At 65.9% G+C, this 26,568-nt stretch carries 27 protein-coding genes and 1 tRNA gene; 13 read left to right on the top strand and 15 right to left on the bottom strand.

Annotated features, from left to right (window positions below):
- Positions 1-3 precede the first annotated feature (3 nt).
- The gene (locus tag EAW56_RS01925; RefSeq protein WP_122084822.1) at positions 4-309 is read left to right on the top strand and encodes a HigA family addiction module antitoxin; all 306 of its coding nucleotides are present in this window, start codon (positions 4-6) and stop codon (positions 307-309) included.
- Positions 310-316: 7 nt separating this feature from the next.
- Here EAW56_RS01925 and arfB read toward each other — a convergent pair whose 3' ends face one another.
- The 3 genes from arfB to relB form a co-directional block, all read right to left on the bottom strand.
- Positions 317-760, bottom strand: coding sequence for an alternative ribosome rescue aminoacyl-tRNA hydrolase ArfB (arfB, locus tag EAW56_RS01920; protein WP_122084820.1), 444 nt, complete (start codon positions 758-760; stop codon positions 317-319).
- Positions 761-821: 61 nt separating this feature from the next.
- On the bottom strand, positions 822-1,106 hold the full coding sequence (locus EAW56_RS01915) for a type II toxin-antitoxin system RelE family toxin (protein WP_095545698.1): 285 nt from the start codon (positions 1,104-1,106) through the stop codon (positions 822-824).
- Positions 1,107-1,114: 8 nt separating this feature from the next.
- Positions 1,115-1,330: a type II toxin-antitoxin system RelB family antitoxin gene (relB, locus tag EAW56_RS01910; protein ID WP_095535155.1), complete on the bottom strand. Its 216-nt coding sequence runs from the start codon at positions 1,328-1,330 to the stop codon at positions 1,115-1,117.
- A gap of 177 nt (positions 1,331-1,507) precedes the next feature.
- On the opposite strand from relB, the gene EAW56_RS01905 reads away from it, so the two are divergent.
- Positions 1,508-1,870 (top strand): DUF2200 family protein, encoded by a 363-nt coding sequence (locus EAW56_RS01905; RefSeq protein WP_122084818.1) that lies wholly within the window; start codon positions 1,508-1,510, stop codon positions 1,868-1,870.
- Between the two features lie 22 nt (positions 1,871-1,892).
- Here the strand turns inward: EAW56_RS01905 and EAW56_RS01900 are convergent, their stop codons facing one another.
- From EAW56_RS01900 to EAW56_RS01890, 3 genes are read right to left on the bottom strand one after another with little or no spacing between them, the layout of a single operon-like run.
- A complete protein-coding gene (locus EAW56_RS01900) occupies positions 1,893-2,645 on the bottom strand; it encodes an ABC transporter ATP-binding protein (protein WP_095278917.1) in 753 nt (250 codons plus the stop codon).
- A gap of 4 nt (positions 2,646-2,649) precedes the next feature.
- The gene (locus EAW56_RS01895) at positions 2,650-3,774 is read right to left on the bottom strand and encodes a FecCD family ABC transporter permease (RefSeq protein WP_095278916.1); all 1,125 of its coding nucleotides are present in this window, start codon (positions 3,772-3,774) and stop codon (positions 2,650-2,652) included.
- Positions 3,775-4,980 carry an ABC transporter substrate-binding protein gene (locus EAW56_RS01890; RefSeq protein ID WP_095535153.1) on the bottom strand — a complete coding sequence of 402 codons (1,206 nt, stop codon included), beginning with the start codon at positions 4,978-4,980 and terminating at the stop codon, positions 3,775-3,777.
- Positions 4,981-5,267: 287 nt separating this feature from the next.
- On the opposite strand from EAW56_RS01890, the gene EAW56_RS01885 reads away from it, so the two are divergent.
- From EAW56_RS01885 to EAW56_RS01870, 4 genes are all read left to right on the top strand, one after another.
- Complete coding sequence (locus EAW56_RS01885; protein WP_165765721.1) at positions 5,268-6,005, top strand: CPBP family intramembrane glutamic endopeptidase; 738 nt, start codon at positions 5,268-5,270, stop codon at positions 6,003-6,005.
- Between the two features lie 47 nt (positions 6,006-6,052).
- On the top strand, positions 6,053-6,502 hold the full coding sequence (locus tag EAW56_RS01880; RefSeq protein WP_095535151.1) for a VOC family protein: 450 nt from the start codon (positions 6,053-6,055) through the stop codon (positions 6,500-6,502).
- A 332-nt stretch (positions 6,503-6,834) separates the two neighbouring features.
- Positions 6,835-7,299: a hypothetical protein gene (locus tag EAW56_RS01875; protein ID WP_095535150.1), complete on the top strand. Its 465-nt coding sequence runs from the start codon at positions 6,835-6,837 to the stop codon at positions 7,297-7,299.
- Between the two features lie 21 nt (positions 7,300-7,320).
- A complete protein-coding gene (locus EAW56_RS01870; protein ID WP_095278911.1) occupies positions 7,321-7,821 on the top strand; it encodes a 2'-5' RNA ligase in 501 nt (166 codons plus the stop codon).
- On the opposite strand, the gene EAW56_RS01865 is transcribed toward EAW56_RS01870, so the two are convergent.
- The 7 genes from EAW56_RS01865 to EAW56_RS01835 form a co-directional block, all read right to left on the bottom strand.
- Positions 7,754-8,869, bottom strand: coding sequence for an FUSC family protein (locus EAW56_RS01865; RefSeq protein ID WP_133064706.1), 1,116 nt, complete (start codon positions 8,867-8,869; stop codon positions 7,754-7,756). The two genes, EAW56_RS01870 and EAW56_RS01865, sit on opposite strands and share 68 nt — an antisense overlap.
- A 45-nt stretch (positions 8,870-8,914) precedes the next feature.
- Positions 8,915-9,661, bottom strand: a complete 747-nt coding sequence (locus EAW56_RS01860; RefSeq protein ID WP_165765364.1) for a spermidine synthase — start codon at positions 9,659-9,661, stop codon at positions 8,915-8,917.
- Between the two features lie 32 nt (positions 9,662-9,693).
- The gene (locus tag EAW56_RS01855) at positions 9,694-11,676 is read right to left on the bottom strand and encodes a bifunctional metallophosphatase/5'-nucleotidase (RefSeq protein ID WP_122084816.1); all 1,983 of its coding nucleotides are present in this window, start codon (positions 11,674-11,676) and stop codon (positions 9,694-9,696) included.
- 156 nt (positions 11,677-11,832) lie between these two features.
- The gene (locus tag EAW56_RS01850; protein WP_095537030.1) at positions 11,833-12,969 is read right to left on the bottom strand and encodes a PQQ-binding-like beta-propeller repeat protein; all 1,137 of its coding nucleotides are present in this window, start codon (positions 12,967-12,969) and stop codon (positions 11,833-11,835) included.
- Positions 12,970-13,020: 51 nt separating this feature from the next.
- The gene (locus tag EAW56_RS01845; protein ID WP_233126897.1) at positions 13,021-13,551 is read right to left on the bottom strand and encodes a DUF1707 SHOCT-like domain-containing protein; all 531 of its coding nucleotides are present in this window, start codon (positions 13,549-13,551) and stop codon (positions 13,021-13,023) included.
- A gap of 143 nt (positions 13,552-13,694) precedes the next feature.
- Positions 13,695-14,183 (bottom strand): DUF1707 SHOCT-like domain-containing protein, encoded by a 489-nt coding sequence (locus EAW56_RS13205; protein WP_122084815.1) that lies wholly within the window; start codon positions 14,181-14,183, stop codon positions 13,695-13,697.
- Positions 14,184-14,326: 143 nt separating this feature from the next.
- On the bottom strand, positions 14,327-15,769 hold the full coding sequence (locus tag EAW56_RS01835) for a DHA2 family efflux MFS transporter permease subunit (RefSeq protein WP_244213317.1): 1,443 nt from the start codon (positions 15,767-15,769) through the stop codon (positions 14,327-14,329).
- Between the two features lie 41 nt (positions 15,770-15,810).
- Here EAW56_RS01835 and EAW56_RS01830 point away from each other — a divergent pair, with 41 nt between their 5' ends.
- Genes EAW56_RS01830 through EAW56_RS01820 form a run of 3 tightly spaced genes read left to right on the top strand, consistent with a single transcriptional unit; the run spans position 15,811 to position 18,395 of the window.
- A complete protein-coding gene (locus EAW56_RS01830) occupies positions 15,811-16,548 on the top strand; it encodes a DUF429 domain-containing protein (RefSeq protein ID WP_122084915.1) in 738 nt (245 codons plus the stop codon).
- Between the two features lie 34 nt (positions 16,549-16,582).
- On the top strand, positions 16,583-17,344 hold the full coding sequence (locus EAW56_RS01825; protein WP_122084812.1) for a MerR family transcriptional regulator: 762 nt from the start codon (positions 16,583-16,585) through the stop codon (positions 17,342-17,344).
- A 25-nt stretch (positions 17,345-17,369) separates the two neighbouring features.
- Positions 17,370-18,395, top strand: a complete 1,026-nt coding sequence (locus EAW56_RS01820; protein WP_095553160.1) for a Dyp-type peroxidase — start codon at positions 17,370-17,372, stop codon at positions 18,393-18,395.
- 24 nt (positions 18,396-18,419) lie between these two features.
- Here EAW56_RS01820 and EAW56_RS01815 read toward each other — a convergent pair whose 3' ends face one another.
- Positions 18,420-19,889: a DUF4185 domain-containing protein gene (locus EAW56_RS01815; RefSeq protein WP_244213316.1), complete on the bottom strand. Its 1,470-nt coding sequence runs from the start codon at positions 19,887-19,889 to the stop codon at positions 18,420-18,422.
- Positions 19,890-20,055: 166 nt separating this feature from the next.
- On the opposite strand from EAW56_RS01815, the gene fdnG reads away from it, so the two are divergent.
- The 3 genes from fdnG to nrfD are packed head-to-tail and all read left to right on the top strand — an operon-like array spanning position 20,056 to position 25,440.
- A complete protein-coding gene (gene fdnG / locus EAW56_RS01805; protein ID WP_208636476.1) occupies positions 20,056-23,325 on the top strand; it encodes a formate dehydrogenase-N subunit alpha in 3,270 nt (1,089 codons plus the stop codon).
- Between the two features lie 6 nt (positions 23,326-23,331).
- The gene (locus tag EAW56_RS01800) at positions 23,332-24,348 is read left to right on the top strand and encodes a 4Fe-4S dicluster domain-containing protein (protein WP_208636475.1); all 1,017 of its coding nucleotides are present in this window, start codon (positions 23,332-23,334) and stop codon (positions 24,346-24,348) included.
- Positions 24,349-25,440 carry an NrfD/PsrC family molybdoenzyme membrane anchor subunit gene (gene nrfD / locus EAW56_RS01795; RefSeq protein ID WP_122084808.1) on the top strand — a complete coding sequence of 364 codons (1,092 nt, stop codon included), beginning with the start codon at positions 24,349-24,351 and terminating at the stop codon, positions 25,438-25,440.
- Here nrfD and selD read toward each other — a convergent pair whose 3' ends face one another.
- Positions 25,441-26,433, bottom strand: a complete 993-nt coding sequence (gene selD, locus EAW56_RS01790; protein WP_122084807.1) for a selenide, water dikinase SelD — start codon at positions 26,431-26,433, stop codon at positions 25,441-25,443. It abuts the gene before it with no gap.
- Positions 26,434-26,457: 24 nt separating this feature from the next.
- Between selD and EAW56_RS01785 the strand changes: the two genes are divergently transcribed.
- Positions 26,458-26,552, top strand: a tRNA-Sec gene (locus EAW56_RS01785).
- The last annotated feature ends 16 nt before the right edge of the window (positions 26,553-26,568 follow it).

The raw sequence follows: 26,568 nt of genomic DNA, 5'->3' as shown, positions 1-26,568 counted from the left end.
GCCATGTCGAACAAGCTTTACCCGCCGATTCATCCTGGAGAGATTCTGCTTGAGGATTTCATTGAAGGATTTGGAATCACTCAGCACAAACTTGCCGTGTCTATTGGGGTTCCCCCTCGTCGTATCAACGAGATTGTGCACGGGAAACGTGGAATTACGGCTGACACCGCGCTCCGGCTCGGAAAGTTCTTTGGCGTCGAGCCTATGTTCTGGATGAATCTGCAGAACCAGTATGAGATTGAGGTGGCGGAGGACAAGGCCCTTGCCGAGATCGAGCGGATTCAGCCGGTCCAAGCTGCCTCGGCGTAGACCCGACCTAGGGAATCTGGGGTCGCTTGCGAGTGGATTTCAGCTCCGAGCGCCTCTTCTTCGCTTCTTTGCGGCGCCTTACTGAGCCCCGGGTCGGCTTCGTTGTGCGACGCGGGGGAGGCGGCGGGGCGAGCGCCTCGCGCAAGAGCGCAGCCAGGCGGCGACGTGCCTCAGCGCGGTTACGAATCTGCGATCGTTGCGTCGACGCGCTCACGGTAAGCACGGTGCCGTCAAGGCGGTGTTCGAGGTTGCGCAAGATGCGGTGACGTTGGGCGTCGGTAAGCGATGCGCACGCAGCAATGTCGAGGGAAAGCTGGACCTTGCTGTCGGTGGTGTTGACGCCCTGGCCGCCCGGCCCCGATGATTTTGCAAACCGCTCCGTTAGATCGGCGGCAGCGATGACCGCGCCACCGGGGATCCCCGGGCCGGGGGCGATAGTCAGGTCGTTCATGTCACCCACCCTACGTTTGCGCTGGGGTCGATGAAGAATGGAGAGCCTACCGTGCGCACGATTAATCGCGGTAGATCTCGCGGCGATGGCCTATTGAAAGCACCTCGATTGTGATTGTGCCTTCGTTGATGAGGGCGAGGATTCGGTACGCGCCGACGCGATAGCGCCACTCTCCGGTGTGATTCGCGGAGAGCCCTTTCCCGAATGCTCGTGGGTCGGTGCAGCCTTCCAAGTTGTCTTTGATCCAGGTGGCGATGAGCCGTGCATCAAAGCGGTCCATCTTTTTGAGTTGCTTGCGTGCGCGGGCCGTGAATTCGACTTTGTAGTGGCCGGACGGTGTGGTCATCGGGAGCGCTACTGATCGAGGTCGGCCAGGATGTCATCAAGGCTGTACCGCTCACCGGTGTCGTGAGCGAGAGCGTCGCGAAGCTCCTGTACATCGTGCGCGTCTTCGATTTTCTCCAAGATCGCAGTGCGGGCGAAGTCGGAAAGAGTGACGCCTTCGAAGCGTGCGTACTTGCGCACGAGCTCCGCATCGTTGTCATCCATCCGGATCGTCATCGTTGCCATGGTTGCCCCCTTGGTGAGTTTGAATACAGTGTATTCAGTGGCTGAGTATCGCGCAATGGTTGGAGTGCTCGAACTGCGCAAGTTGAGCAGTACACGTCATACCTCGCCGCATCCGCCTAGCGTGGGACACTCGGACATGGACTCACAGTCCCACTGAGGAGCAAGAGGGAAACGCGCATGAACGAACAAGCAAAGCTCGAGCGGGTCTTCGCCTACCCATTCGGCGACATTTACGGCAACTACGTGGCCAAGGTGGAGCGGAAGGGGCACACCCGCGAGGATCTCGACGACGTGCTCGGGTGGTTCACGCAGCTGAGTCCGGAACAGCTGCAGGCTGCCGCGGATTCGGGAAAGTCGCTGCGCGAATTCTTCGCAGACCTCACGCTCACCCCGAATGCCGACATGATTACCGGCAAGGTGTGCGGGGCGCGCGTAGAGGAAGTTGAGGACGAGCTCATGCGTCAGATTCGCATGATGGACCTGCTTGTCGACGAGCTCGCGCGCGGCAAGAAGATGGAAAACATCAAGCGCGGCGAGTAGGTGAATAAAGGACCTGACCCGCCTAGACGGGGCAGATGACGGGGACGCCGGAGTCGCTGAGGATCTTGGCGCGGATGCCGTAGACCTCGTCGAGCAGGTCCGGGGTGAGCACCTCGGTGGGTGGGCCCTGCGTCACGCGCTGCCCGGCCTTCATGACGAGGAGCTCGTCGCAGTAGCGGGCCGCGAGGTTGAGGTCGTGGATTGCCACAATTGCCAGCTTGTTGGTACCGGCGATCTCCTCGCGGATCAGTCGCAGGACTTCCACTTGGTGGCGGAGGTCGAGGGCGGAGGTGGGCTCGTCGAGAAGCAAAATGCTCGGTTCGCGCACGAGCATCTGCGCAATGCCGACGAGCTGACGCTGGCCGCCGGACATCGCGGTGATCATGCGGTCGGAGAGGTGGGAGATGTTGAGGCGGTGCATGACGCGCGCGGTGGCGTCGACGGGGTCACCGCTTGTGCTGCCGCCGTGGTTGGCGGAGATCATGATGGATTCAAACGCCGTGAGCGACGCGCCGGAGAGGAGGTCTTGGGGGACGTAACCGACGTGGTTCGGGCGGTCCTTGTCCTTGACTTCCTGGCCGTCGATGGTGACGGTGCAGGAGCCGGAGGCGGCTTTCTTTACGCCGGCGAGTGTCTTCACCAGGGTGGACTTGCCGGCAGCGTTGGGCCCCAGCAGCCCGACGACTTTGCCGCCGTCGAGCGGGGCGAAACTCATGGCGTCGATGATGGTGTTGCGGCCGTACTGGACGGTGAGGTCATCAGCCTGAATAGTCATGGCGTTATCCTTTCCGCTGGGCGCGGGTGAAAATCAGGAAGACGAAGAACGGGACGCCGACGAGCGCGGTGATGATGCCGATCGGAATGGCCACCCCGGGGATGATGGACAGCGAGACCGCGTACGCGATGCTGAGCAGCATCGACCCGGCAGCTGCCGCGGCGGGGAGGAAGAACTTCTGGTCCTCGCCGACGAGCATGCGGGCGACGTGCGGGCCGACCAGCCCGATGAAACCGATGATGCCGGTGAACGCAACCGAGGCTGCGGCCAGCACAGAGGCGACGATGAGGGTGGTGATGCGCAGGCGCTGCACGTCGACGCCGAGCGCGGCGGCGCGGTCCTCTCCCAGGCGCAGCGCGGTGAGCCGCCACGCGTTGACGATGCAGAAGGGGATCGCGCAGACGATGACGGCGGCGAGGATGATGTTGGCGGTCCAGTTGGCGCGCTGCAGCGAGCCCATGGTCCAGAAGACGATCTGTTGCAGCGCCTCGGTGTTCGCGCCGTACTGCAGGAGTGAGAGGAGCGCCTGGAAGAGGAAGGACAGCGCGATGCCGAGCAGGATCATTGACTGCGCGTTCGCGCCCTTCCACACGGACGCCGCTGCGACAATAAGCGCCGCGATCAGTGCGGTGAGCGCGGCCATGGTCGCCAGGTTGAACTGTGGGTTGGGGATGAGGGCCCAGCCCATGACGATCGACACCGCGGCGCCGAATGCGGCCGCCGCAGAGATGCCGAGGGTGAACGGCTCGGCCAGCGGGTTATCCAGAATGGTCTGCATCTGCCCGCCCGCGAGGCCCAGCGCGGCACCCACGAGAACGGCCATCACGGCCGCGGGCAGCCGCAGCGTCCGGATGACGGTCCGCGTCTGGTCGTCGACGCTTTCCGGGTCGAAGACGGCGTTCCAGACGTCGGCAAGCGACAGGTTCAGCGGGCCGACGATGATGGCGATGAGGAAGCTCACCGCCGCCGCGATAATCAGGCCCACGATCGCAAGTGCTTTTCGACGCCCACGCTTCCGGTACGAACGAATCGCATCGTTCCGGGCGGTTTCCGCCGAGGCCGGGGCGTCTGCCCCGGCGCGCTCTGCGCCGCTGGGGTCGGTCTGTCGAAGGGTTGTCGAAGTGGTCATTTAAGAGGTTTCACTGTTGGGGTCGGCGAAAAACGCGCCGCTGTATTCGAAGGGGAGGAAGTCCTTGTGGAACTGCTCGAAGTCTGCGGCCGGGTCCATGTCCTCGAACTCCTCCGGGTGGAGCCACTTGGCAAAGGCCTCGAGTGCGAACACGTTGAAGGGGTTGTCGTAGAACTGGTGGTACACGGCAAAGTAATTACCGTTTTTCGGCGCGTCAAGCAGGTCAATGCCCGGGATCTTCAGCGGGCCGGAGCAGGACTCGATCGCGGTCTGTTCGTCCGCTTGGTAGCCCAGCTCGACGTGGTGGTAGGACTCGGACTTCGACGGGTCGCTTGCCCATTCGCCACCGGTGACGATGAGCTTCTCGGGGTTGATCTCCACGAGCTTTTCTGTAGTCAGCTGGGTGGAATCCGTGCCGAGCACCTCCGGGCCGAGGTTGTGGCCGCCCGCGGCCGTGACCAGGGTGCCGAGGTGGACGTCGCCAGCGACAGAGCAGCAGTCTTGGAAGCCGGCCGCGGTCCACACCAGCGTGTCTGGGCGGTCCTCGATGTTGGCTACGCGGTCTGTAATCGTCTTCACCTTCTCGTCGTAGAAGGCGTTGAACTTCTCCGCGCGCTCCTGCTGGCCCAAGAGCTCGCCCAGCATGGTCATCGATACGGTGGTATTTTCCAGCGGCTTCTGGCGGAAGTCGATGAACGCGTACTTGATCCCCAGCGCGTCGAGGTTGGAGAGGAAGCCGTTCTCCTCGCTCGCCTTCTTTTGGTCGAGCGTCATGATGATGACGTCCGGCTTTTGGGCGAGGAGGTTCTCAGCGGTGACGTCGCCCTTCTGGATGGAGCCGATCATTGGCATATCCTTGGCTTCGGGGTAGTCCTCGAGCAGCTTTTCCTGCAGGGCCGGGGCCGCCTTGTTGAGGTCGTCGCCGTACGCGACCACGTTGTTGAATGGGTTGTCCTGCAGGGTCGCGGTGGCGTACACCGCGCGGCCCTCGGCGAGCACGATTCGCTCGGGGCGCGCCTCGAAGTCGAGCGTGCGCCCGGCGGCGTCGGTGATGTGGACGGCGTCCGCGCTCCGTGCGGCGGACGAGGAGGCGTTCTGCGTCTCGGTCACCGCGGCGGTGTTGTCGTCGCTTCCAGAGCAGGCGGCGAGCCCGAGGACCGTGGCTGCGGAGACAAGGAGTGCTCCGGCGCGTTGGAAAAGTTTCAACTGCAGACCTTTCTTGCTTTAGGTAAGGCTCGCCTTTGCAAGCACTCCTTCTAAAGTAAGGCAAACCTTTCTTTGGGTCAACCCCCTGGTTTTCATTGTGCAATCCAATTCTTCTCACCGGCCTGAGCGGTGGCCAACGGGCGACCGACGATCCACGGATGTAGCGTTGTGCCGGCTGTATGAAACCCGAAAGAATAGGAGAGGAAACTCAAGTGGATCGCGTGCGTGATTTCGCGTTCGGCGCAAGACAGCAACCGAACTACTCCTGGTGGAAACCGTTGGCCGAAATGCTCACCGTGATCGTCATGGTGATCGCGATGACAGTGGTCGTCGGGCTCTCGCTGGAGGCGGCAGGGCTTGACACCTCATCTCCTGACGTCGACGGCTGGTTTACCTACGCCACGGTGATCGTCGAGATCATTGCGGTGCTCGTGGCAGTCAAACTGGTGGGGCGGCGCTCCGCGGCTTCGGTGCTGTGGAGTGGGAAAGCGCTGCGGCCGCTCACGCTCGTCGCGGCATATCTGTTGGCGTTTGCCGTCATAGCCGTCACGCTGGGACTGATCAGCGTCTACGCGTTCGGCTCGTCGTGGGACAAGGCGTTTGCAGGCTTTTCCAGTACGTTCCCGCTCGAGCTCGTGGCGATTCTGCTTGCCGCGCTTGCCGAGGAAATGCTGTTCCGCGGGCTTGTGTTCCAGGCCTTTACCGCGTGGACGCGGCACCCGCTCGTCGGCGCGATCGCCGCTGCGCTCCTGTTCGTTGCCGTGCACCCCGCAGCTTGGAGCGAACCCCTCGCGTTCGCACACTTCTTCCTCGATGGCCTGCTCTACGCCTGGCTCGCCTGGTATTTCAACGGCATCGGCATTGCCGTCGTGGCGCACGCGGCGTGGAACACTGCGGCCAGCCTGCAGGACTACGGGGTGCCGTTGTCGCTGGGCGGGACCGCCACACAGTTTGTCGCGGCGGCGCTCGCAGTAGTCGTGCTCACCGTTGCGTTCCGTCGAGCACTGCGCCCCCTGCGCCCGTAACCTCCTCCGCCGGGCAACATCGGCGCTGTGCGTCTACGCTTGGCCGCATGGCAATTCACACATGCACCTATATCGCATTCCCCGGCAACGCTCGCGCGATGCTTGAGTTCTACCACTCCGTCTTCGGTGGCGAGCTCCGCATCCTCACCTACGGCGAGCAGCTGGACAACGGCGTGCAGTTCCCGTTCGACCCGCCCCGTGACAAGGTCGCGCACGCGTTGCTGCGCGGCCCGTTCACCATCTCCGGCGGCGACGACCTCGAGCACGACCGCGAGCAACTCAGCGCCAGCGAGTACGGCTTCACCGTCGAAGCGGACTCGCCCGAGGAGGCAAAGAAGCTTTACGACGCCCTCGCTGCAGACGGCGGCGAGGCGCGCATGCCGTTCGCCCAGGCGCCGTGGGGCGAGCACTTCGGCATGGTGGTCGACCGTTTTAACGTCGCGTGGAACGTCACCGCCCCGGGCGGCGACAGCGGCACCAACGCTGCGCAGGCGTAGCACGGTTGCGATTGGGCAGCGGGGCGCGGGTTGCCGTCACGGGGGTTGACCGGGGCGGGGAGCGTCGCAAAGCTCATCGCTGGGGACCACGGGTACGTGGTGCTTGCGGAGTCGCCCGAGCCCGTCTTACGACGGCCCGATCGCAACGCTCGATGAGTTCTTCGTGCGGCCTGGACTCCGAGGGGAGGGCATTGGCACCCGCCTCAGGGACTGCACGGATACACCAACATTGAGGCGGGCCAGGACGTGGCCATGCTGTGCTACATCCGGGAGTTTGGCTCGCCTGCCGGCACTGCGTAGCGCTTCGCGGCCGTGCCGTACCCTTGGGCAGCATGGCCACGAAGTACAAATTCTCCCTTCCGAATAGCAACTGGGTCCAGGCGACCACGCCCGCGAACATGGACTTCCTCCTCGCCCGAGCGGCCGAGGTGGAGCAGCCCGTGTTCATGCCGCCGACCATCAGCGGGCTGACCGCGGCGCTGGCGGAGGACGCCGATATGCAGGCGGTCATGAAGGACAACCTCGCTCGGCTCGAGCAGGCTGGTCAGAATCCGCGCGTGGAGCAGGGGGAGGTTAGCCCCGACGGTAATGCGGGCCTGCAGCAGGTGACGCTGTCCGCCTCGGCGGAAGACGGCACGCGCGGCGAGGTCGCCCAGCTGCAGAACTACCTCATCTTGCGCGAGCAGGGCGGCGCGCAACGGTGGGTGGTCATGCTCGCGCTCACCGCGGACGTGGGCCGGATCCAGGAGCTCGCCCCGGAGTTTCAACAACTCCTCGATTCGGTCGAGTTTGTCTAACTCGGGAAACGACCGACTGGAATGTCCTCGCGCTCGCCGGAAAACATCCTGTTGCGCCTCCCCGACACGGAGGAAGAGCAGGTCCGCGGGATCTTTGACGCGCTGGAGCAGCGGGGATTCCCGCGCCAGCACCAGCGCCCCCATATCTCAGTGACGTTTGCACCACGGATGCGCCAGAGCGCGGTAGAAAGCGCGGCGGCGCTGCTGCCGCCACTGCTCCCCGCGAGACTGGATCGGGTGGGCACCGTCGTCTTTGGCACCAAGTCCAAGCAGACGGTCGCGTGGTTACTCGAGGCGCCGGAGGCGCTCGAGCGCGCCGCCCGACAGCTCAGCGCAGAGAACCCTAATGGGCGAGGGGAGCGGTGGGTACCGCACCTGACGCTGGGGCTGCGCCTGCCAAAGTCAATGGTGCCCGGGTATATCGGGGCGCTCGCCGAGGTGACGAACCCGCACCTCAGGGCGCTGACTGCGGATCGGGCTGTGTACTACCGGCCGACTGTTGGCCAAGACCTGCAGCTTTAGGGAGCACCACGGTCGGGTACTTGCGTACGTAGCCGATCGCGATGATGACCAGCGCCGCGGCCGCGCCCAGGATCGTCTCAGCCGTGCGGGCAAGCAGCATCGGCGCGACGGGGGCAGCCTGCACCGTCTGGATCATCAGCAGCGCGGTTGGGGTGATGAAGCTGCCGGCGATGGTGTAGTTGCGGGTCACGTACATCTCAGTGAGGTACTGCAGCACGATGATCCACACCACGATCTGCCACCCCTGCATCGGGTGCGAGAGCAGGAAGCCCGCGACCAGGATGCCCGACAGCGTGCCCAGCACGCGCTCTATCGCGCGGAAGTACTGCACCTTGAACCGCGAGTTCACCAGCGGCGCGACCGCGGCCACCATCGCCCAGTAGAAGTGCGAGAGGGGGTCGATGAGCATCACCGAGAACAGTCCGATCACGCCCGCGAGGAGCGGGGAGAAGAAGAAACGAGCGGCCTCAACGCGCAGCCGCTTGCGGGGCACGGGGCCGGCGTCGGGGGCGCGCGACGGGCGCTCGGGGGCCTTCGCGTTGCCGCCGGGCCCTTCGCCGATGTACTGGGAACACTGGCCGAGCACCAGGCAGAGCAGCGCCGAGCTGCCCGCGATGCCGAACGCCATGAGCGGGTGCACCGGGTCGCGCAGCGAACCGACCGCGGCGACCGAGAAGATCACAAAGACGGAACCGGTCGGCTTCATGTCGGCGGCGAGGGCAATCGTCGCCCACACCGAGGACACCAGCGAACTGACCAGCAACAAGATCCAGGGGCTGAGGCCCACCCAGGCAATTGTTGCGCCGATCGTCACCGACAGGGTCAGCGCGCTCCCGGCCAGCAGATGGTGCTTGCGCCGCACCTGCGGGGTGGCGTGGCGGCCGTACACGCCGGTGAACGCGCCGAAGTTTGCGTAAATTGCCAGGTCAAGTCGTCCAAGCGCCAGCAGTGTAAACATCGGGATCGCCACGCCGAGCGCGGTGCGGAACGCGGGAATATGGTCGCGCTTCGCAGGCCCCATCTGAAACAGCGGGCTGAAATGGTGCAACGTTGGCCTCCTGTCGCTTCGCTTCGGGAACTCGCAACACTGTAATCAGTCGCGGAGTGGGGCGCACTCGTTGGCGTCGATAAGCAAGGCCCCGTCGAGCGCAATGCTGCTTGTCGACGCCCCCACGACCACATTCCCGTACCCCCGACCCTCGGAGCGAGCGGCGGTGTGGCCGAAGACGAGTTCCAGGCCGGCGAGCTCGGCGCGGGTGCGCGGCAACCCCTCCGTGTCGCCGATGTTGGCCATGAATAGGCCACCAGGGCGCAGGGCGCGCCGCGCGGCGGTGAAGAACTCGACGGTGGTCAACGCGCGGGGCGTGTCCGGCCCCGCGAAGACGTCGCGGACGATCACGTCGACGGAGCCGGGCGCAAGCGCGTGCGTGAACGCCCGGGCTTCTGCAACCGCGAGCTGCACCGGCGGGTCGAACGCCCAGCGCACGAGGTCGGCGAGTGCGCTGTCCAGCTCGACGGCAACGTTGGTGGAATCCGGGTAGCGTTGTTGGAGAAACGATGCGAATGTGCAGCCCGCGGCGCCGAGGTGCACGGCGGTGAACGGGCGCGGGAGGTTGCCGGCCGCCTCGTGCGCGCTGATGAGCTGGGCGAACCAGCGAATGTAGTCGTACTCCAGCACCTCGGGCGCGCCGGGGACCACGTAGGAAGACGGGACGTTGTTGACCTCGAGGGTGTAGCCACCGTCGCGGGACGGGTCCGCCACGATCGCGGCGGTGCCCGTGTCGATGGAATAGGTGCCGGTGATGTGCCGTTTCTCGGCGCGCGGCTTACCGCGGCCCATGTGCATCACCGGCAGTCATGAGCGGAGTGGCCTTAACGCTTGGCAATCGGTCCGAGCACCTGGTCGACCTGCTGTGGCAGAAGCAGCGCGATGAGGCTGCCCAGGCCGGCGAGGCCAGCGAGCGCAACCGGCAGGATCCAGGCGAGGTCGGCGGCGGAGCTGCCTGCGGGGGCCGGGGTGCCCGGCTCGTCGGCGTCCCGCGCCGGTGCGACCTCGACCGGGACGGTCGCGTCGGTGCCCGCGTCGGTGGTGACGTGCAGTTCCTGGGTACCGGACATGTCGGCCGGGACGTCGAGAGCCACGGTCGCCTTGCCCTTTTCGTTCATCCCCTCCGGGCCGTAGGCCGGGTCGATGTCTGCGGTTGCCGTCGCATCACCGAGCGACACGGTGACCTGCTTCGCGGTCTCGCCAAGTGTGTACTGCAGCGAGGAGAGGTTGATCGTCGCGGGCGTGCCCGCGGTCAGCGGGGCGTCCAGGTGCACGCCGACGTTGGACTGGCCGCCACGCGGGGCCTTCGCCTTGCCTGCCCCGAGCGCCTCGACGAGTGCGTTGAGGTCCAGGTAGCCCAGGCTGGCCGGTGCGGTGCCGCGGGTGAACGCCTCAAAGTGGTCGCCGCCGCCCAGGATGAAGGTGGAGCCGGCGATGACGTACTTCTTCGCCGGATCGATCGGCGCGCCGTCGACGGTGACCGAGGTGATGCGCGAGCCCTGCGGCGCCTCCGGGTCGTAGGTGTAGGTGACGTTGTCGGACACACCGAGCGCGGCGAACGGCATGGAGTCGCCGTCGCGCCACTGCTGCTCGAGCGCGTCGACGAAGTCCTTGCCCGTGATCTCCACGTAGGTGTTCTCGCCGCCGAACGGCTGGACCGCAAAGGCCTCGGCGTAGGTCACGTCGCCCTGCTCCAGGTCCGAGCGCACGCCGCCCGCGTTCATCACACCGATGTCGGGGGTGATGGCGGAGTTCTGGTCCACACCCCAGCGGGTGATCTCCGCGACGAAGTTGTTCAGTTGGGATTCCACGCCCACGGAGGAGCCGGATTCCTTGCCCTCCTTCGCGCCGCGGTAGAAATCCGTGCCCGCGTTGCCCACGATGCGCTCGCCCTCCGCGCCAGCTTTCTCCTCGGCCTGCTGCATGATGGCGTCGACCTCCGGTTCGGGGGTGTCGCAGGCGCGGATAGCGTCGGCGTCGAGAAGCTCTGCGTGCTTGACGGTCGCCTTCTTGGTCGCGCGATCGAAGGAAAGATCGACGTTGGCCAGGTGCTTGCCGTACTCGCCGGCCTGGATAACCACGGGACTGGTCTGACCAGGCTCGATGACCTGGTGGGTGTGGCCGAGGAACGCGAGGTCGACGTCTTTGCTGAAGTCGTCCGGCCCGAGGTTGCCCTCGTGCACGAGCGCGACGACAACGTCTGCCTCGCCGGAGTCCTTCAGCTTTTTCGCCAGCGCGTTGGTGGTCTCGACCGGGTTATCCCAGGTAATGCCCTTGATGTTGTCGGGGGAGACCAAGTTCGGCATGTCGTCGGTCACGGTACCCACGAAGGCGACCTTCACGCCGTCGAGCTCCTCGACCGTGTAGTCCTTCACACCGTCGATGGTGTGGGCGTTCGCGCCCAGGTAGTCAAAGTCGGCCTGCTTGACCACGCGTTCCTCGACGTCCGATGCGCCGTGGTCGAACTCGTGGTTACCAATCGCGGAGACTTTTAGCCCCATGAGATTGAGCAGGTCCAGCGTCGGCTGGTCATCCAGTAGCATCGATTCGAAGGGGGAGGCGCCGATGTTGTCGCCCGCGGAGGTGAAGATGTGGGTCTTGCCCTCGGCGGCCTTGTCCACGGAGCACTTCAGCGCCGCCGCGCCGGGCACCTTGTCGGTGGGCTTCCAATAACCGTGGAAGTCGGTGATGTTGGAGATGGTGAACTCTGCGGTGTCATCGGCAGCGAGCGCAGCGGGCGCCAGCGAGACGGCGAGCGCGGCGGCTGTGGTGGTGGCGAGGAGTTGGACGTTGCGGCGGAAGCGCACGGGCGAGGCCTTTCTGACGAACTGGTGGGGGCAGTACAAAATGCTGTCCTAAAACTTAGAAAGCCTTGCTTTCCGCAGGGTGACCTGCCGGTAAATTTCGGGTGACCGTTGGGGCTTGGAGCTTATCGACGTCCCGCTTCCGAGACTCGTACGCGCCTAGAGTTCAGTGACCTCGTAGTCTGCTCCTTCGGAGGTGAACCTGAGTGACCCGAGTGGGTAGCTCACGTCACTTGGCCACGACAACGTGCTGGGATCGAGCGAAACTTTCACGCGCTTGCCCACGTACTGTGCCCACTCAGTACCGGCCTCATGATTTCCGTAGGAGGTGATCTCCGAGTACCCCAAACGCATGTACTCCGTAGTTTGCGTCACCGGCCCCCGCGACCCGCCCTTGTTTGCCGAGATATCCTGTGGGCCATCGAAGTGCAGCACCCAGTACTTGCTGCCGGATTCAGGCGCTGACGGATCATCAGCGCCAGCTTGGGCCAGTGCTTCCTCGATGGTGAGCTCCTCGACGGTGCCCACGAACTCACCTTCGCCGAGAACCATGTCATCCGCGGGAGCTTCATCTTGCGCACCTTCTGCCGGGGCTGCTGCCGCAGGTGCCCCCTGCTGCAGCGCCGACGGATCGGTCGTCGAGGTCCATGTGATCTGCTGGTACTTCTCCGGGATGGCATCGATGTGGGCTTCCTCTGGGGCACCAACCTTGGTCAACGTGTCGCCGTCGACGGAGTAGAGCTGGAAGTTCGCATCCGGTTGGGTGGAGTAGTGGTCCTCCTGGTAGAGGCCGTTTTGCGACGCGGACGCGAACACCGCAGCGCGGCTGCCGCCAGCGGAGCGCACCCCGTCCAACAACACCGGCGACGAGGGGCGGGCCTTGCCCTCCTCATCCAGGTGAAAGACCAACACGGGCGCGAACTCGCGCGAGTCCTTCTTCAGCAGCAGCTCGGGCGTCCCGTCGCCGGTTGCTTCGATCAGGGCGTAGCTGTACTTGCCCGTGGGCTCTACCAGCGCGTCGGTGTCAAATGCGTACTCGTCCGGGTGCGCGATGACGTTCTCGTACTCGCTCTTCCAATCGCCCTCGCCGGACTGCTGCGAAGAGCTGGGTTCCTTCGCCCACTCGGGGAAGTCCTCGGGATCGACCTCGGACCCGTCCGGGTTCACAAAGGTCGTGGACTTCACCACGACGGTTTCGCGCTCCCCGTCGCCGGAGCTGCAGGCGGTAAGGGAGACGGCGGTGAGCGCAGCAACGAGAAGCGCGCTCGTGGGGGCAGGAAGGCGTCGAAGGTTCACACGCCACAGTGTACAAGCAGCCTGTACACATGTTGGTGCGTTGAGGGGAGTCTACTTGCCCAGCTCCTTGCGGCGCTCGTAGGCGATGCGGAGTCGCTCCGCCCGCTCCGACTTATCCTTCTTCTCTATCTCTTCGAGCACGTCGTACTCTTCATCGGAGATTCCGGCGATGGTGTAAACCGCGAGTGCCGCAATGGCCGCGACCGGCCAGGCGACCCAGGCCAGCGACACGTGGAAGGCGAACTGCAGCAGGAAAAACACGGCCGCACCGCAGCTGACGATGGCGCCTGCAGCAATATCGCAGTTGCGCTTCACCTTCAGCTTTCGCTCGAGCTCCGCCTCGCGCGCTGCGTTTACCGAGGGGGAATCGTCGCGCTGCTCGAGGATGCCGCCGCTGGAGGGGTGCGGGAGGTCGCTGAAAAGCGCAGCGAGCTCACCGCGAGTGGTTGCGGACGCGGCGCGGGCGGTGCGGGCGTCGAACTCGGCGACGTCGAGGTAGCCGTCGGCGAAGTGCTCGCCGAGGCGGTCGAGGGCGGAGGTACGCTCTGGGTCGCCGATACGCATCTCGGGACTCTCGGCCACGGGGACATCCTTTCGTTCGGGAACTGCTTCCGACACCCTAACTTAAGGCGTGTATTGCAGCCCACCGAGACTTATTGAGTCAGTCTCCCTAGAGGCCGAGCCTTTGCTGGCGATCGTATGCGATGTGGAGTCTCTCGACCTTCTCAGCGTGTTCGAGGTCTACCAACTGCTGCAATTCCTTGTTGATTGCATCTTCCTCTCGAGTGCGGCCAGCGGATGCCACAATCGCAATGCAGGGGAGTCCGATGATTGGCCACGCCAGCCAGGCGAAACTTATGCCGAACCCGAACTTGAGCAGGAAAAACAATGCGGTACCGAGGCCGAATGTAAGGCAAAGGGCGGAGTCCCCGAATTTCCCGGCGGAACAGCTTGTTCTCCAATTCCCTCTCGCGGGGAAACGCGGTCAGGGACCTGGCCCGTTTCAGTTCCTTGAGCTCCTCCTGGGTCGGCGGTGAAGGCAGGTCACTGAAAACGCCGTCTAGCTCTCCTTGGGTGGTAGCGGCTGCAACACGCTGAGCCCGCTCATCAAGTTCGTCGACGCTGAGGTAGCCCTCGGCGAAGTGAATGCTCAACCGGGACGAGGCGCAGGATCGCTCGCGGACGCCAACGCGAATGCTGGGATGCTCGGTCATGGTGCTTCCTTCCTTTGCGGTGCGGTGTGACTCTCGGGGTGGGGACTAGCGGGAGGAGCGAATACCAGGACCGACATTCCACCAATGATTCGTACGAGTGTGCGAGCGTGGGGTGGTTGGATGCGACAACTGCCGTAGGGCGCCTAGTCGTTCCAGCTCTTCGTTCGTGCGAAGAAGCAGGCCATCACGGCACCCAGCAGCGAGACTGCGGCCGGGAGGAGCAGCGAGTGTGACATGGCGAGTGCGAACGGGGCGTGGAGCGCCGCCGGCATCCCGCTGCTCGCACCGGCGCCGCCGACGGAAGCCTCGCCCGCGCCGGGGCCGAGCTGGGCGTTGAGCTGCGCGTCCATGAGCGCGGCGATCGCGGCGGAGCCAATGACGGCGCCCACCTGGCGCAGCGTGTTGTACACGCTGGAGCCGGCGCCGGCGAGCGCGGGCGCGAGGTTGCGCGTGGCAATCATGGACAGCGGTCCCCACACCATCGAGTTCGCCACGCCGTTGAGCACGGAGATGGCGAGCAGCCAGTACGGGCTGATCGTCGGGTCGGCGATCCAGGCGGTCATCGCCACCGAAAGGCCCAACATGGTCAGGCCCGCGATGGCGAATGGCTTGGGCTGGTGCGTGTTGGTGAGCTTGCCAATCCAGGGCGACAGCACGCCCGAGACCAGCCCCGCGGGCACGAGAAGGAGCGCGGCGCGGGTGGGGGAGAAGCCCTGGACGGACTGGATGTAGATCATCCACGGAATCATGTACGTCGACACGGTAAAGCCCACCGTGGCGATCGTGACCGCGGAGAGCGAGAAGTTGCGGTCCGCAAAGAGGGCGAGGGGCACAAGTGCGTCGCGACGCGTGCGCGACTGCCAGGCAACGAACGCACCGAGCAGGACAAGGCCGGCCGCGATGAGGCCGAGCGCGCGCCAGTCCCAGTCGAAGCGCTCACCCTCTTGGATGCCCAGGATGAGGCAGAACATGCCCGCTGCGCTCAGCACCACGCCGAGCCAGTCGAGGCTGCGGGAGGTGAGCTCGAGGCGCGGGACGTAAATCCACGCGAGCACCAGGCCGATCACGCCGATGGGGACGTTGACAAAGAAGATCCAGGGCCAGCCGGAAGCGTCGACAAGCAGCCCGCCCAACAGCGGGCCGACGATGGTGGCGACACCCGCGGTCGCGCCCCAGACACCCATGGCGCTGCCGCGCTCGTGGGGGCTGAAGGTACGGATCATCACCGCCATCGTCTGCGGGGTGACCATCGCGCCGCCGAGGCCTTGGAAGACGCGGGCGACGATGAGCGCCTCGATTGTGCCGGCCAGTCCGCACGCCAGCGAGGACAGCGTGAAGAGTGCGAGGCCGGAGATGTAGAGGGCGCGGGGGCCGAAGCGGTCGCCAAGTCTGCCGGTGATCAGCAGCGGCACCGCGTACGCGAGCAGGTACGCGCTGTTGACCCAGATCACCGAGCTGTAGCTCGCGCCGAGCCCGGCGGTGATCGCGGGGATCGCTACGGAAACGATCGTCGAATCGACCAGGATCATGAAAAAGCCCAGCATCATGGACCACAATGCGGGCCAGGGGGATCGTTGTTGCGTCACCTCGGACACTCTACCCCGCGGCGCGCAATATGCTTTCTCGCATGAACCGCACCTTCTCCGGCATTGACCTCGCCGCCGACCCGGCCAAGACCGGCACCGCAACCATCCAGGAAACGCCCGCCGGGCTCACGCTTGTCGACGCCACCGCCTCCGCCACCGACGCCACCCTCATCGCACTCGTGACCGGCGCCGAGCTCACCGGCGTGGACGTGCCCGTCGGATGGCCGCGCGCGTTTCGGGAGTTCGTGAGTGCGCACGCGGACCAGCGCATGGCTGCCCCGGCGACCTACGGCCCGGACGAGCGCCGCCGCTTGGTCAACCGCTTCACCGACCTAGAGGTGCGCCGCAACGCCGGGGTGACCCCGCTGCCGGTGGCCGCCGAGCGCATCGCGCACCCGGCGCTGCGCTGGGCCGGCGTGGAGTCGCGGTTGCGCGCGGCGGGCGCCAACGTGGACCGCGCCGGGCGCGGCCGGGTCGCCGAGGTCTATCCGGCGGCTGCGCTGAAGCAGTGGGGGCTGCGCCACCGCGGGTACAAGGGCGCGGACGTCGCGGGGCGCGGTGCTCGCGAGGAGATTGCGGCGGGACTCACCGAGCGCTTCGAGCTGGACTGGGGTGGGATGCAGCGCCGTGCCGTCGAGAATGCGGACTGCCTCGACGCGGTCATTGCCGCGCTCGTCGCGCGAGAGGTGCGTGCCGGGCGTTGCATAGCACCGCCGTCTGACCAGGCGGAACTCGTCGCGGAAGAGGGCTGGGTCTGGGTGCCGCGCCCGTCCGCTTGACCTTGTCCCTACGGCAACCTGTTCACTGATCACCATGACCGCAACCACCATCGGAGAGGCCGCCGAGATCCTCGGCGTCACGCCGAAAGCTCTGCGCCACTGGGAGGCGCTCGGACTCATGCAGCCGGAGCGCACCAGCACCGGCTACCGCCTATACCACGCATCCGACCTCGAGCGGGGCGCCGCGATTGCCCTCTACCAGGGAATCGGGGTCCCACTCGCACAGGTCGCAGTGCTTCTCGACGCCTCCCCGTCCCACCTCGCACGCGCCCTTAGCGCCCACCGCGAGGCCCTGGTGCACCAGCGTGACTCCCTCGAGGCGCAGCTGGACGCGGTCGAGACGTTGATCCGCAAACACAAGAAAGGAACGCTCAGCATGTCTGACATGAAGTACTATTTCGGCGAGGAGTTCGCTGCCTACCAGGAGGAGGCGCAGCAGCGCTGGGGCAACACCGCGGAGTGGCAGCAGTCCCAGGACGCGCTGGCCAACATGGATGCATCGAAGGCGGAACAGCTCAAGCGCGAGCAGGAGGAGCTGGCCGCCGAGCTGGTCGCCGCCCGCGACGCAGGCGTCGAACCTGGCTCGGAGGAGGCAGAACGCATTGTGGCGAAACACCGCGACTCGATCGCGCAGTGGTACGAGGTCACCCCGGCGCGCCAGCTGATCCTCGCCCGCATGTACGTCTGCGACGAGCGCTTCCACAAGGCATACGACGGCGCGCAGGACTACCTCCTCGAGCTCATCACCACGCACGCCGAGGCCGCGGGCGTGGATCTGGACGCTCCGCAGTGGTAGGCACCCACCGCGTAGGGTAGGGGCCATGAACGAAAAGTACTCAGCAGACGTTTCGCAAACTGTCATCCTTCCTCAGTCCAAGGACGCGATCTTCCTCACCGTCACGCTCAACGAGGGCACCGAGAAGCAGGCGCTCGAGGTCATCACCGGTCTGAAGGGCCTGGTCAACGGCGTTGGGTTCCGCTGGCCCGAGGCACAGCTGAGCGCCGTGGTGGGCATCGGCGCGAACCTGTGGGACCGCCTGTTCACCACCCCGAAGCCGGAGGGCCTGCACCCCTTCCGCGAGCTGCAGGGGGCGAAGCACCACGCGCCGTCCACCCCCGGCGACCTTTTCTTCCACATTCGCGCCGACGAGTACGACGTCGCGTTCGAGCTCGCCCGGCGTATCAACGCGCAGTTGGAGGGCGCGGTGGCCGAGTACGACGAGGTCCACGCGTTCCAGTATCAGGACTTCCGTGACCCGCTCGGTTTTGTCGACGGCACCGAGTCCCCGCGCGGGCAGGCCGGCGTGGAAACCGCGCTGATCAAGGACGGCGACTGGGCCGGCGGTTCCTACATTGTGGCGCAGAAGTACATCCACAACCTCAAGGCGTGGAACGACCTGCCGGTAGAGGAGCAGGAGAAGGTCATCGGTCGCACCAAGCACTCGGACGTGGAGATGGGCGAAGATGTCAAGCCCGCCAACTCCCACGTGGCGCTGAACTCCGTGAAGGACGAGAACGGCGAGTCGTTGGAGATCGTGCGCAACAACCTGAGCTTCGGCGACGCCATGGGCAACCAGGGCACCTACTTCATGAGCTACGCCAAGGATGTGCGCATCACCGAGCTCATGCTGCGCCGCATGTTCATCGGCGAGCCGGAAGGCAACTACGACCGCATCCTGGACTTCTCCGAGGCGCTCACCGGCGTGAACTTCTTCGCCCCCTCCGCGAAGTTCCTGGAGGAGGCTGCCAGCCACGCCAAGCAGGAGTTCCTCCCGGAGGAGGAGACCCCGGCTGCGCCCCAGCCCGCCACCACGGCCTCGCAGGGCAAGGTCATCTACGGCGAGTAGGGCGAGGCGCGTCGCCCGGCGCAGCTAGATGTGCAGGAACTCGCGCAGCTGCGGCGGGAGCGCCCCGCGCCAGTACGGGAAGGACATCGCGGCGAGCGCGGCGATGCCGGCAAGCACGCCGACGATGGTGACGATGCGCTCCGTCTCTTCATCCATGTTGGCGCTCAGGGACGCGCCACCGCCGCCACCATTACCGCGGCCGGTCGGCTCGTCCTTTGCCGGGACTACCTCGCGCAGCGGCGGCAGCTTGCTCGAGTCGATGCCGTAGAACGTGTCCAGCCCGCGCACGTTGAACTGCGTGGACATGTAGCGCTTGTTGGTGTCGGTATTCCACTGCGAGACGACGACGTCCAAGTTGTCGATGGTGGAGCCCGGAACGATGTAGCCGCCGTAGGGCTGCGACCAGTTGGTGGGGGACTGCTTGTCGCTCCAGCTTCCCGCCTTGGCAATGGTGGAGACCGGCACGTCGTTCCAGTCGCGCTCCAGCGTGTCCGAGATGCGCACCTCGATCGCGTCGGTCGCGTCATTGAACATCACCAGCACCCAGTACCCCTGGATGTAGCGCAGGTTCATCTCGCCGGCCTGGACATTCTTGGACAAGATCGGGGCGGCCTCATCGGTCCAGTTGTCCGTGTCCGGGTCGTAGAGCTCCCACTTCGTGCGATCGTCGATGTCCTCGAGCTTGAAGCGGGACAGGTAGACCGGGTCGGCGCGCTTGAAGGAGGAGGAGACGGCGTAGATGTAGCCGTCGTCGCCCTCCTCCCAGCTGATCAGGTCGCCCATGCCGCCCATGTAACTGTTGCCGGTGTAGCCGATCGACGTCCACTCGCGACCGCGGGACGTGGACTTCCAGATCTGGGTGTTGCTCACGTTGCCGATGCCGTTGTTCCACATCGCCTGCATGTACAGCGTGCCGTCGATATTGATGATGTCCGACGGGATGAGCGTGAGGTTGCCCTCCTGGTAGTAGCTGATCAGCTTTTCCACCTTGCTGCCGCTGTTCATCGGGCGCTGAACAGTAACGAAGCCGTCGCTGTCGGTTTGGGCGATGACGCCGGTGGGGCTCATCCAGGTGCCCTTGCCAAACGCCTTGCCGGTGAAGGAATCGCCGAAGACCATCGCGTACTCGCGGTCATCCAGCGGCGCCATCACGCCGAGGTCGGTCGCGCCCATCCCGATGCCCTCCGTCCAGGGGCCGAGGATGTCGCCCTTGACCTGGACAGTCGTGCCGTTTGGCATCGCCACCGGGCGGGAGGCTTTTACGGCCGCCTGGCCGGCAAAGTTCTCGACGTGCAGTTCCGCCGCGGATTCAGGGTCGGAGCTGATCGCATCGCTCGTCTCCTCTGCATTGTCCAGGGTATCCAGGAAGTCAGCCGGGCCTTCAAGCTGAATCTTCTGCGCCTGGGCTGCCTGCGGGGCGGCGACTGAGGAGAGGGCGATGGAACTTGCGACGGCGGCGCACAGCAGTGCGCGGCGGCGGGAAGAGGAGTGCATGCTGTCTCTGTTCAAACTTGGGGTGAGTAAGGGCACTTATAAGAAGCACAATGAATGTATCAAAGTGGCTGCGATTGCGTAGGGCATTGTGAAACGGGGGTACCACGTGTCTGTGTATCGGGTGTGAAACTCGTCGAAGGCGCGAAACTTGGCTAGTCTGAAGGGCATGTCTCGTTTCAGCCCCTTGAACTGGCCGGTGGTGCGCCAGGTGCGGGACGGTGACCTTTTCGCTCGTGGAGCGAATACGGAATCGTCGAAAAGCAAAGACCTGAAGGGCCGCATTGAAGATGCGGACCGGGTGGTCAAGAGCGTGTGCCCGTACTGCGCCGTCGGCTGCGGTCAGCGCGTGTACGTCAAGGATGAGAAGGTCATCCAGATCGAGGGCGACCCGGATTCGCCACACTCCCGCGGGCGGCTCTGCCCCAAGGGTGCTGCCTCCGAGCAGCTGGTGAACGCGCCGGGGCGCCTCACCGAGATTCTCTACCGCGCCCCCGGTGCCACGGAATGGCAGACGCTGGACCGCGACACCGCGCTGGACATGGTCACCGACCGCTTTATGGAGGCGCGCAAGAACGGGTGGCAGGATTTTGACGAGGAAGGGCGGCCGCTGCGCCGCACCATGGGCATCGCCGGGCTCGGCGGCGCGGCCATGGATAACGAGGAAAACTACCTGATCAAAAAGCTCTGGACCGCCTCTGGCGCGGTGCAGATTGAGAACCAGGCCCGCATATGACACTCGTCCACGGTTCCCAGTTTGGGATCCTCGTTTGGACGCGGCGGCGCAACCCAGCCGCTGCAGGACATGGCCAATGCGGACTGCATTGTGATCCAAGGCTCGAACATGGCCGAGGCACACCCGGTCGGGTTCCAGTGGGTCATTGAGGCGAAGGCGCGCGGCGCCAGGATCATTCACGTTGATCCGCGGTTTACGCGGACGTCGGCAATCGCTCACAAGCACGTGCCCATCCGCGGCGGCTCGGACGTCGTGCTGCTCGGCGCGGTGATCAACTACGTGCTGCAGAACGACCTGTTCTTCCGCGACTACGTCACCGCGTTCACGAACGCCTCGACGCTGATCAGCGAGGAATTCCAGGACACCGAGGACCTCGACGGGCTGTTCTCCGGGTACGACCCGGAGACCGGTGCCTACGACAACGCGACGTGGCAGCCGCAGAAGGCGTGGGATGCGAAGGTGTCGTGGGACAATAAGACGGACCCGACGCTGGAGGACCCCAACACGGTCTTCCAGATTCTCAAGCGCCACTACTCGCGCTACACGCCCGAGGTGGTGGAGCAGGCCTGCGGTATCTCGCAGGAGGACTTCTTCTACCTGGCGGACTCCATCGTGGAAAACTCCGGGCGCGAGCGCACCACCTGCTTCGCGTACGCACTCGGCTGGACCCAGCACACCATGGGCGCGCAGTTCATCCGCACCTGCGCGATCCTGCAGCTGCTCATGGGCAACGTGGGCCGCCCCGGATCCGGCATCATGGCGCTGCGCGGGCACGCCTCCATCCAGGGCTCCACGGACGTGCCCACGCTGTTCCACCTGCTGCCCGGCTACCTGCCCATGCCGCAGTCCACGGTGCAGACGTGGGACCAGTACCTCGACGCCGTGTCCAAGCGCGACCAGAAGGGCTTCTGGCAGCAAGGCGAGAACTACGCGGTCTCGCTGATGAAGGCCTACTGGGGCGATGCCGCCACCGAGGACAACAACTGGGGCATGGACCTCATGCCGCGCCTGTCGGGCGCGCACTCCACCTACCACACCCTGCAGCTCATGGACCAGGGGCTTATCGACGGCTACTTCGTCTTCGGCCAAAACCCCGCCGTTGCGCAGTCGAACGGGCGGATGCAGCGACTGGCCATGTCCAAGCTCAAGTGGATGGTCGTGCGCGACTTCCAGGAGATTGAGACCGCGACGTTTTGGAAGGACTCGCCCGAGATCAAGTCCGGCGAGCTGGTCACCGAGGAGATCGACACGGAGGTGTTCCTCTTCCCGGCGGCGAACCACGTGGAGAAGGCGGGCACGTTTACCCAGACCCAGCGCCTCCTGCAGTGGCGCTTCAAGGCGAAGGACGCGCCGGGGGATGCGGACAGTGACCTGCAGTTCTTCTACGAGCTGGGGCAGCGCATCAAGGAGCGCGTGAAGGACTCGACGGACCCGCGCGACATCCCGCTGCAGCGGATCACGTGGGACTACGAGACGGATGCCGAGGGCGAGATCGATCCCGAGTCCGTGCTGCGCGAGATTAACGGCTACTACATCGACGGCCCGCGCAAGGGCCAGGTGGTGGACAAGTTCGCGGACCTCAAGGCGGACGGCTCGACGGCGTCCGGCTGCTGGATATACTGCGGCGTGTTCGCCGGCGACGTGAACCGTTCGGCGAAGAAGCGCCCCGGCCAGCAGCAGGACGAGATGGCCCTGGACTGGGGCTGGGCGTGGCCGATGAACCGCCGCGTGCTGTACAACCGCGCCTCGGCGGACGAGGACGGTAAGCCCTGGTCCGAGCGCAAGCGCCTCGCCTGGTGGGATGAAGATGAGGAGCGGTGGGTCTCCAAGGACATCGTGGACTTCCCCGTGGACCGCGCCCCCGGTTACAAGCCGGAGCGCGACGCCGTGGGGCCCGCCGCCATCGCGGGCAACGACGCCTTCATCATGCAAGACGACGGCCGCGCGTGGCTCTTCGCGCCCACCGGCATGGTGGACGGCCCGATGCCCACGCACTACGAGCCGCAGGAGTCACCGTTCCCCAACGTGCTCTACGGCCAGCAGCAGTCGCCGTCGCGCATCGTGATGCGCGGGGAGCACAACCTGTCGGCGCCGAACTACGGCGAGCCGGGCACGGACGTCTACCCGTACATGCTCAACACCTACCGGTTGACCGAGATGTACACCTCCGGCGCGATGACGCGCACGCTGCCGTTTTTGGCGGAGCTGCAGCCGGAGCTGTTCTGCGAGGTCTCGCCGGAGCTGGCGGAGCGCGTCGGGCTGAAAAACGGGGAGTGGGCGACGATCGTCTCGCCGCGCAACGCCATTGAGGCGCGTGTCCTGGTCACCGACCGCATCAAGACGCTCACCGTTGGCAACCGCGCGTTTGAGCAGATCGGCATGCCGTTCCACTACGGTCGCGGCAACTACGCTGAGGTGGCTGGCGACGGGCCGAACGACCTGCTCGGCATCATGCTGGACCCGAACGTGAACATCCAGGCCTCCAAGGTCTCGGCCGTGGACATCCGCCCCGGCCGCCGGCCCCGCGGTGCCGCGCGCGTCGAGTTGGTGCGCGAGTACCAGCAGCGCGCCGGCCTGGACGAGAACACGGGCACAGTGCTTCACGACGCCACGTCGCAGGCCGCCGTCCGCCAGGGACAAGGCGACGCCTCGGCAGCCAAGGACGACCCCACGAAGGACAACATGTCGAACCAGGAGGGCTAAGACCAGTTGCAGACGAAAAACCGGATCACAGAATCGCCCTCCAATGTGGGCTACGACGGTGAGCAGCGCAAGGCGTTTTTCACCGACACCTCAATCTGCATCGGCTGCAAGGCCTGCGAGGTGGCCTGCAAGGAGTGGAACCGCAACCCGCAGGACGGCGACTACGCCATGTCGGGCATGTCGTACGACAACACCGGCTCCCTCGGGGCGAACACGTGGCGCCACGTGGCGTTCATCGAACAGAGCGAGGAGCAGATTGCCAACGCCCGCGAGGAAGGCAAGAAGCTGGTCACGCTTGGGATGCCAGGCATGCCGGGTGCATCGGGGGAGGGTGACGGTGGCGTCGATAAGCATGAGCCCCAGCTGCCAGATACCCCGGACTTCCGCTGGCTGATGTCCTCGGACGTGTGCAAGCACTGCACCAACGCGGGCTGCCTGGATGTGTGCCCGACGGGCGCGCTGTTTCGCACCGAGCACGGCACCGTGGTGGTGCAGGACGACGTGTGCAACGGCTGCGGAACGTGCGTGGCCGGCTGCCCGTTCGGAGTGATCGAACGGCGCGCCGACGGCGGGGTGCAAAAACGCAACGAGCGTGCGAAGGTAGGAGACGACTTCACCGTCGGCGAGGTCGCGCCAATCAAGAACGTCGGCGTGGCGCAGAAGTGCACAATGTGCTTCGACCGCCAACAGGTCGGCGAGGGGCCGGCGTGCGCGAAGACGTGCCCGACCAACTCCATCCAGTACGGCACCTACACCGAGATGCTCGCCGCCGCGAAGGCGCGCGTGGCCGAGCTGCACGCCCAGGGCATGACCGAGGCACGCCTCTACGGCGCCAACAGCGACGACGGCGTGGGCGGCACCGGCTCGATCTTCCTGCTTCTCGACGCCCCCGAGGTCTACGGCCTGCCGCCGGACCCCGAGGTGCCCACCGCAAACCTGCCCGAGATGGCCAAGCGGGCCGTCGTCGCGGCCGCGGGGCTCGTCGGCGCCGCCGCGGCGGCATTCGTGATCGGAGGAAAGTAGATGGCAGAGTTCGATTCCTTCCGCCCACCGGAGCCGCCGCGCGGACCGAAGCGACGGGGCGGCTCGACCCGCTACGGCGGCAAGAAGCGGCGGCGCGGCGAGGAGCTCATGGTGCCGCGCGCGGACTTTGAGCAGTACGACTCCTACTACGGGCGGCCGATTGTGAAATTCCCGCCGTGGGAATGGCCGATCGGCGTCTACCTATTCCTGGGCGGCATGGCGGGCGGGTCCTCGCTGCTGGCCGTGGGTGCCGGCGCGACCGGCAACAGGGAGCTGCAGCGCAACACGCGCCTGACCGCGGCGGTTGCCGCGGCGGTGGGATCCGGCTGCCTGGTCATCGACCTCGGGCGCCCCGAGCGCCTGCTCAACATGTTCCGCGTGTTCAAGCTGTCCTCGCCGATGTCGGTGGGGTCCTGGATCCTCGGTGCCTTCTCCGGCGGCGCGATGGTCGCCGCCGCGGCGGAGGCGGACGCGCTCACCGGCGAGCGGGCCCCGCTGCCGGGGCCGACACGGAAGCTCCTGCACGCGCTGGCCACCCCGGCCGGCGTCGCCTCCGGGCTGATGGGCGCGCCACTGGCCGTCTACACCGCGGTGCTGCTTGGTAACACGTCCGTGCCCATGTGGCAGGACGCGCACAAGGAGCTGCCCAACCTGTTCGTCTCCTCGGCGGCGTGCGCGTCCGCGGGTGCTGCGGTGGTGACGACTTCCACCGCGAACAACGGCCCGGCCCGCGCGCTGGCCGGGGTTGGTGCGGTGGCGGACGTGGTGGCGTCGTCAGTGCTCACCCGCAGGCTGACCGAACCGTTGGAAGAGACGGTGGAGCACGGCAAGGCGGGGAAGTTCCTCAAGGCCGCGGAGGCGTTGGTCATCGCCGGCGGGCTCGGGGCGGTGTTCGGCGGGAAGCGCCGCGCGGTCGCGGCGGCGAGCGGTGTCGCGCTGGCTGCGGCGTCGTGCCTGACCCGTTTCGGCATCATCGCCGCGGGCAAGCGCTCCACCGAGGACCCGAAGTACGTAGTCGAGCCGCAGCGCGCCAGGTTGCGCGCCCGCCAGGAGGCCGGCCAGGTCGGCGACTCCATCACCACCGCGTCCTAGCTAGCGCACGCGCACGCGCCCGGTGCCCCCGGTGGTTTCGCCGATGATGGGGTAGCCGGGCACCTCGCCGATGACCAGGAGGCCGCCGGAGGTCTGCGCGTCGGCGAGCAGGAGCAATTCTTCTTCGTTGATGCCGTCGGCATCTACGTGCGGGCGCACCCAGTCCAGGTTGCGCTGCGAACCGCCCGGGATGAAGCCTTGCGCGAGGGTGTCACGCGCGCCGTCGATAAGCGGGACCTTCGTGTGGTCGATGACCGCGTCGACGCCGGAAGCGCGCGCCATCTTGTACAGGTGGCCGAGTAGGCCGAAACCGGTGACGTCGGTGGCGGCGCGCGCACCGGCGGCGACGGCGGCGCGGGAGGCGTCGCGGTTGAGCGTGGTCATGACCTCGATGGCCTCGTCGAACCACTCGCCGGTGGCCTTGTGGCGGTTGTTCAGCAGGCCCGAGCCGATCGGCTTGGTCAGCGTGATGGGCAGGCCGGGGGCGGCGGCGTCGTTGCGCATGAGGCGCGCGGGGTCGATGGTGCCGGTGGCGGACATGCCGTAGATCGGCTCGGGCGCGGAGATGGAGTGCCCGCCGGTGACGGAGATGCCGGCCGCGCTTGCGCCGTCGAGCCCGCCGTGGAGGACCTCGCGGATGAGCTCCTGCGGCAGGACGTCGCGCGGCCAGCCGAGCAGGTTGATGGCGGTGATGGGGGTGCCGCCCATGGCGTAGACGTCGGAAAGCGCGTTGACCGCGGCGATCTTTCCCCAGGTGTACGCGTCGTCCACGACGGGGGTGAAGAAGTCGGCGGTGGAAATGACGGCGAGGTCGTCGCGCACGCGGATCGCGGAGGCGTCGTCTCCGTCGTCCAGGCCGACAATCACGCTGGGGTCGTGCACGCCGACGAGGCCCTTGACGGCGTCTTCCAGCTCGCCGGGCGGGATCTTGCAGGCGCAGCCGCCGCCGGCGGCGAACTGGGTGAGGCGAATCTTGGGGTCCGTGGTGCTCATGTGGCCTATGGTAGCGTTTTGCGCGGAGGCGTACGTGTCCTGGTGGGCGCCCCAGTCTTCAAAACTGGTGAGGTCGAGCAGCTCGACCTGGCAGGTTCGATTCCTGTCCGTCTCCGCCACGCTTTTCGAGGAGGA

The organism is Corynebacterium gottingense (assembly GCF_003693265.1).
Lineage (GTDB): Bacteria > Actinomycetota > Actinomycetes > Mycobacteriales > Mycobacteriaceae > Corynebacterium > Corynebacterium gottingense.
This window is presented reverse-complemented; position numbering and strand designations above follow the sequence as displayed.

What these genes read in the sequence shown, in the direction of transcription:
- EAW56_RS01925 (WP_122084822.1), top strand. Translation starts at nt 4, where the DNA reads ATGTCGAACAAGCTTTACCCGCCGATTCATCCTGGAGAGATTCTGCTT.
- arfB (WP_122084820.1), bottom strand. Translation starts at nt 760, where the DNA reads ATGAACGACCTGACTATCGCCCCCGGCCCGGGGATCCCCGGTGGCGCG.
- EAW56_RS01915 (WP_095545698.1), bottom strand. Translation starts at nt 1,106, where the DNA reads ATGACCACACCGTCCGGCCACTACAAAGTCGAATTCACGGCCCGCGCA.
- relB (WP_095535155.1), bottom strand. Translation starts at nt 1,330, where the DNA reads ATGGCAACGATGACGATCCGGATGGATGACAACGATGCGGAGCTCGTG.
- EAW56_RS01905 (WP_122084818.1), top strand. Translation starts at nt 1,508, where the DNA reads ATGAACGAACAAGCAAAGCTCGAGCGGGTCTTCGCCTACCCATTCGGC.
- EAW56_RS01900 (WP_095278917.1), bottom strand. Translation starts at nt 2,645, where the DNA reads ATGACTATTCAGGCTGATGACCTCACCGTCCAGTACGGCCGCAACACC.
- EAW56_RS01895 (WP_095278916.1), bottom strand. Translation starts at nt 3,774, where the DNA reads ATGACCACTTCGACAACCCTTCGACAGACCGACCCCAGCGGCGCAGAG.
- EAW56_RS01885 (WP_165765721.1), top strand. Translation starts at nt 5,268, where the DNA reads ATGCTCACCGTGATCGTCATGGTGATCGCGATGACAGTGGTCGTCGGG.
- EAW56_RS01880 (WP_095535151.1), top strand. Translation starts at nt 6,053, where the DNA reads ATGGCAATTCACACATGCACCTATATCGCATTCCCCGGCAACGCTCGC.
- EAW56_RS01875 (WP_095535150.1), top strand. Translation starts at nt 6,835, where the DNA reads ATGGCCACGAAGTACAAATTCTCCCTTCCGAATAGCAACTGGGTCCAG.
- EAW56_RS01870 (WP_095278911.1), top strand. Translation starts at nt 7,321, where the DNA reads ATGTCCTCGCGCTCGCCGGAAAACATCCTGTTGCGCCTCCCCGACACG.
- EAW56_RS01860 (WP_165765364.1), bottom strand. Translation starts at nt 9,661, where the DNA reads ATGGGCCGCGGTAAGCCGCGCGCCGAGAAACGGCACATCACCGGCACC.
- EAW56_RS13205 (WP_122084815.1), bottom strand. Translation starts at nt 14,183, where the DNA reads ATGACCGAGCATCCCAGCATTCGCGTTGGCGTCCGCGAGCGATCCTGC.
- EAW56_RS01830 (WP_122084915.1), top strand. Translation starts at nt 15,811, where the DNA reads ATGAACCGCACCTTCTCCGGCATTGACCTCGCCGCCGACCCGGCCAAG.
- EAW56_RS01825 (WP_122084812.1), top strand. Translation starts at nt 16,583, where the DNA reads ATGACCGCAACCACCATCGGAGAGGCCGCCGAGATCCTCGGCGTCACG.
- EAW56_RS01820 (WP_095553160.1), top strand. Translation starts at nt 17,370, where the DNA reads ATGAACGAAAAGTACTCAGCAGACGTTTCGCAAACTGTCATCCTTCCT.
- EAW56_RS01815 (WP_244213316.1), bottom strand. Translation starts at nt 19,889, where the DNA reads ATGCACTCCTCTTCCCGCCGCCGCGCACTGCTGTGCGCCGCCGTCGCA.
- nrfD (WP_122084808.1), top strand. Translation starts at nt 24,349, where the DNA reads ATGGCAGAGTTCGATTCCTTCCGCCCACCGGAGCCGCCGCGCGGACCG.
- selD (WP_122084807.1), bottom strand. Translation starts at nt 26,433, where the DNA reads ATGAGCACCACGGACCCCAAGATTCGCCTCACCCAGTTCGCCGCCGGC.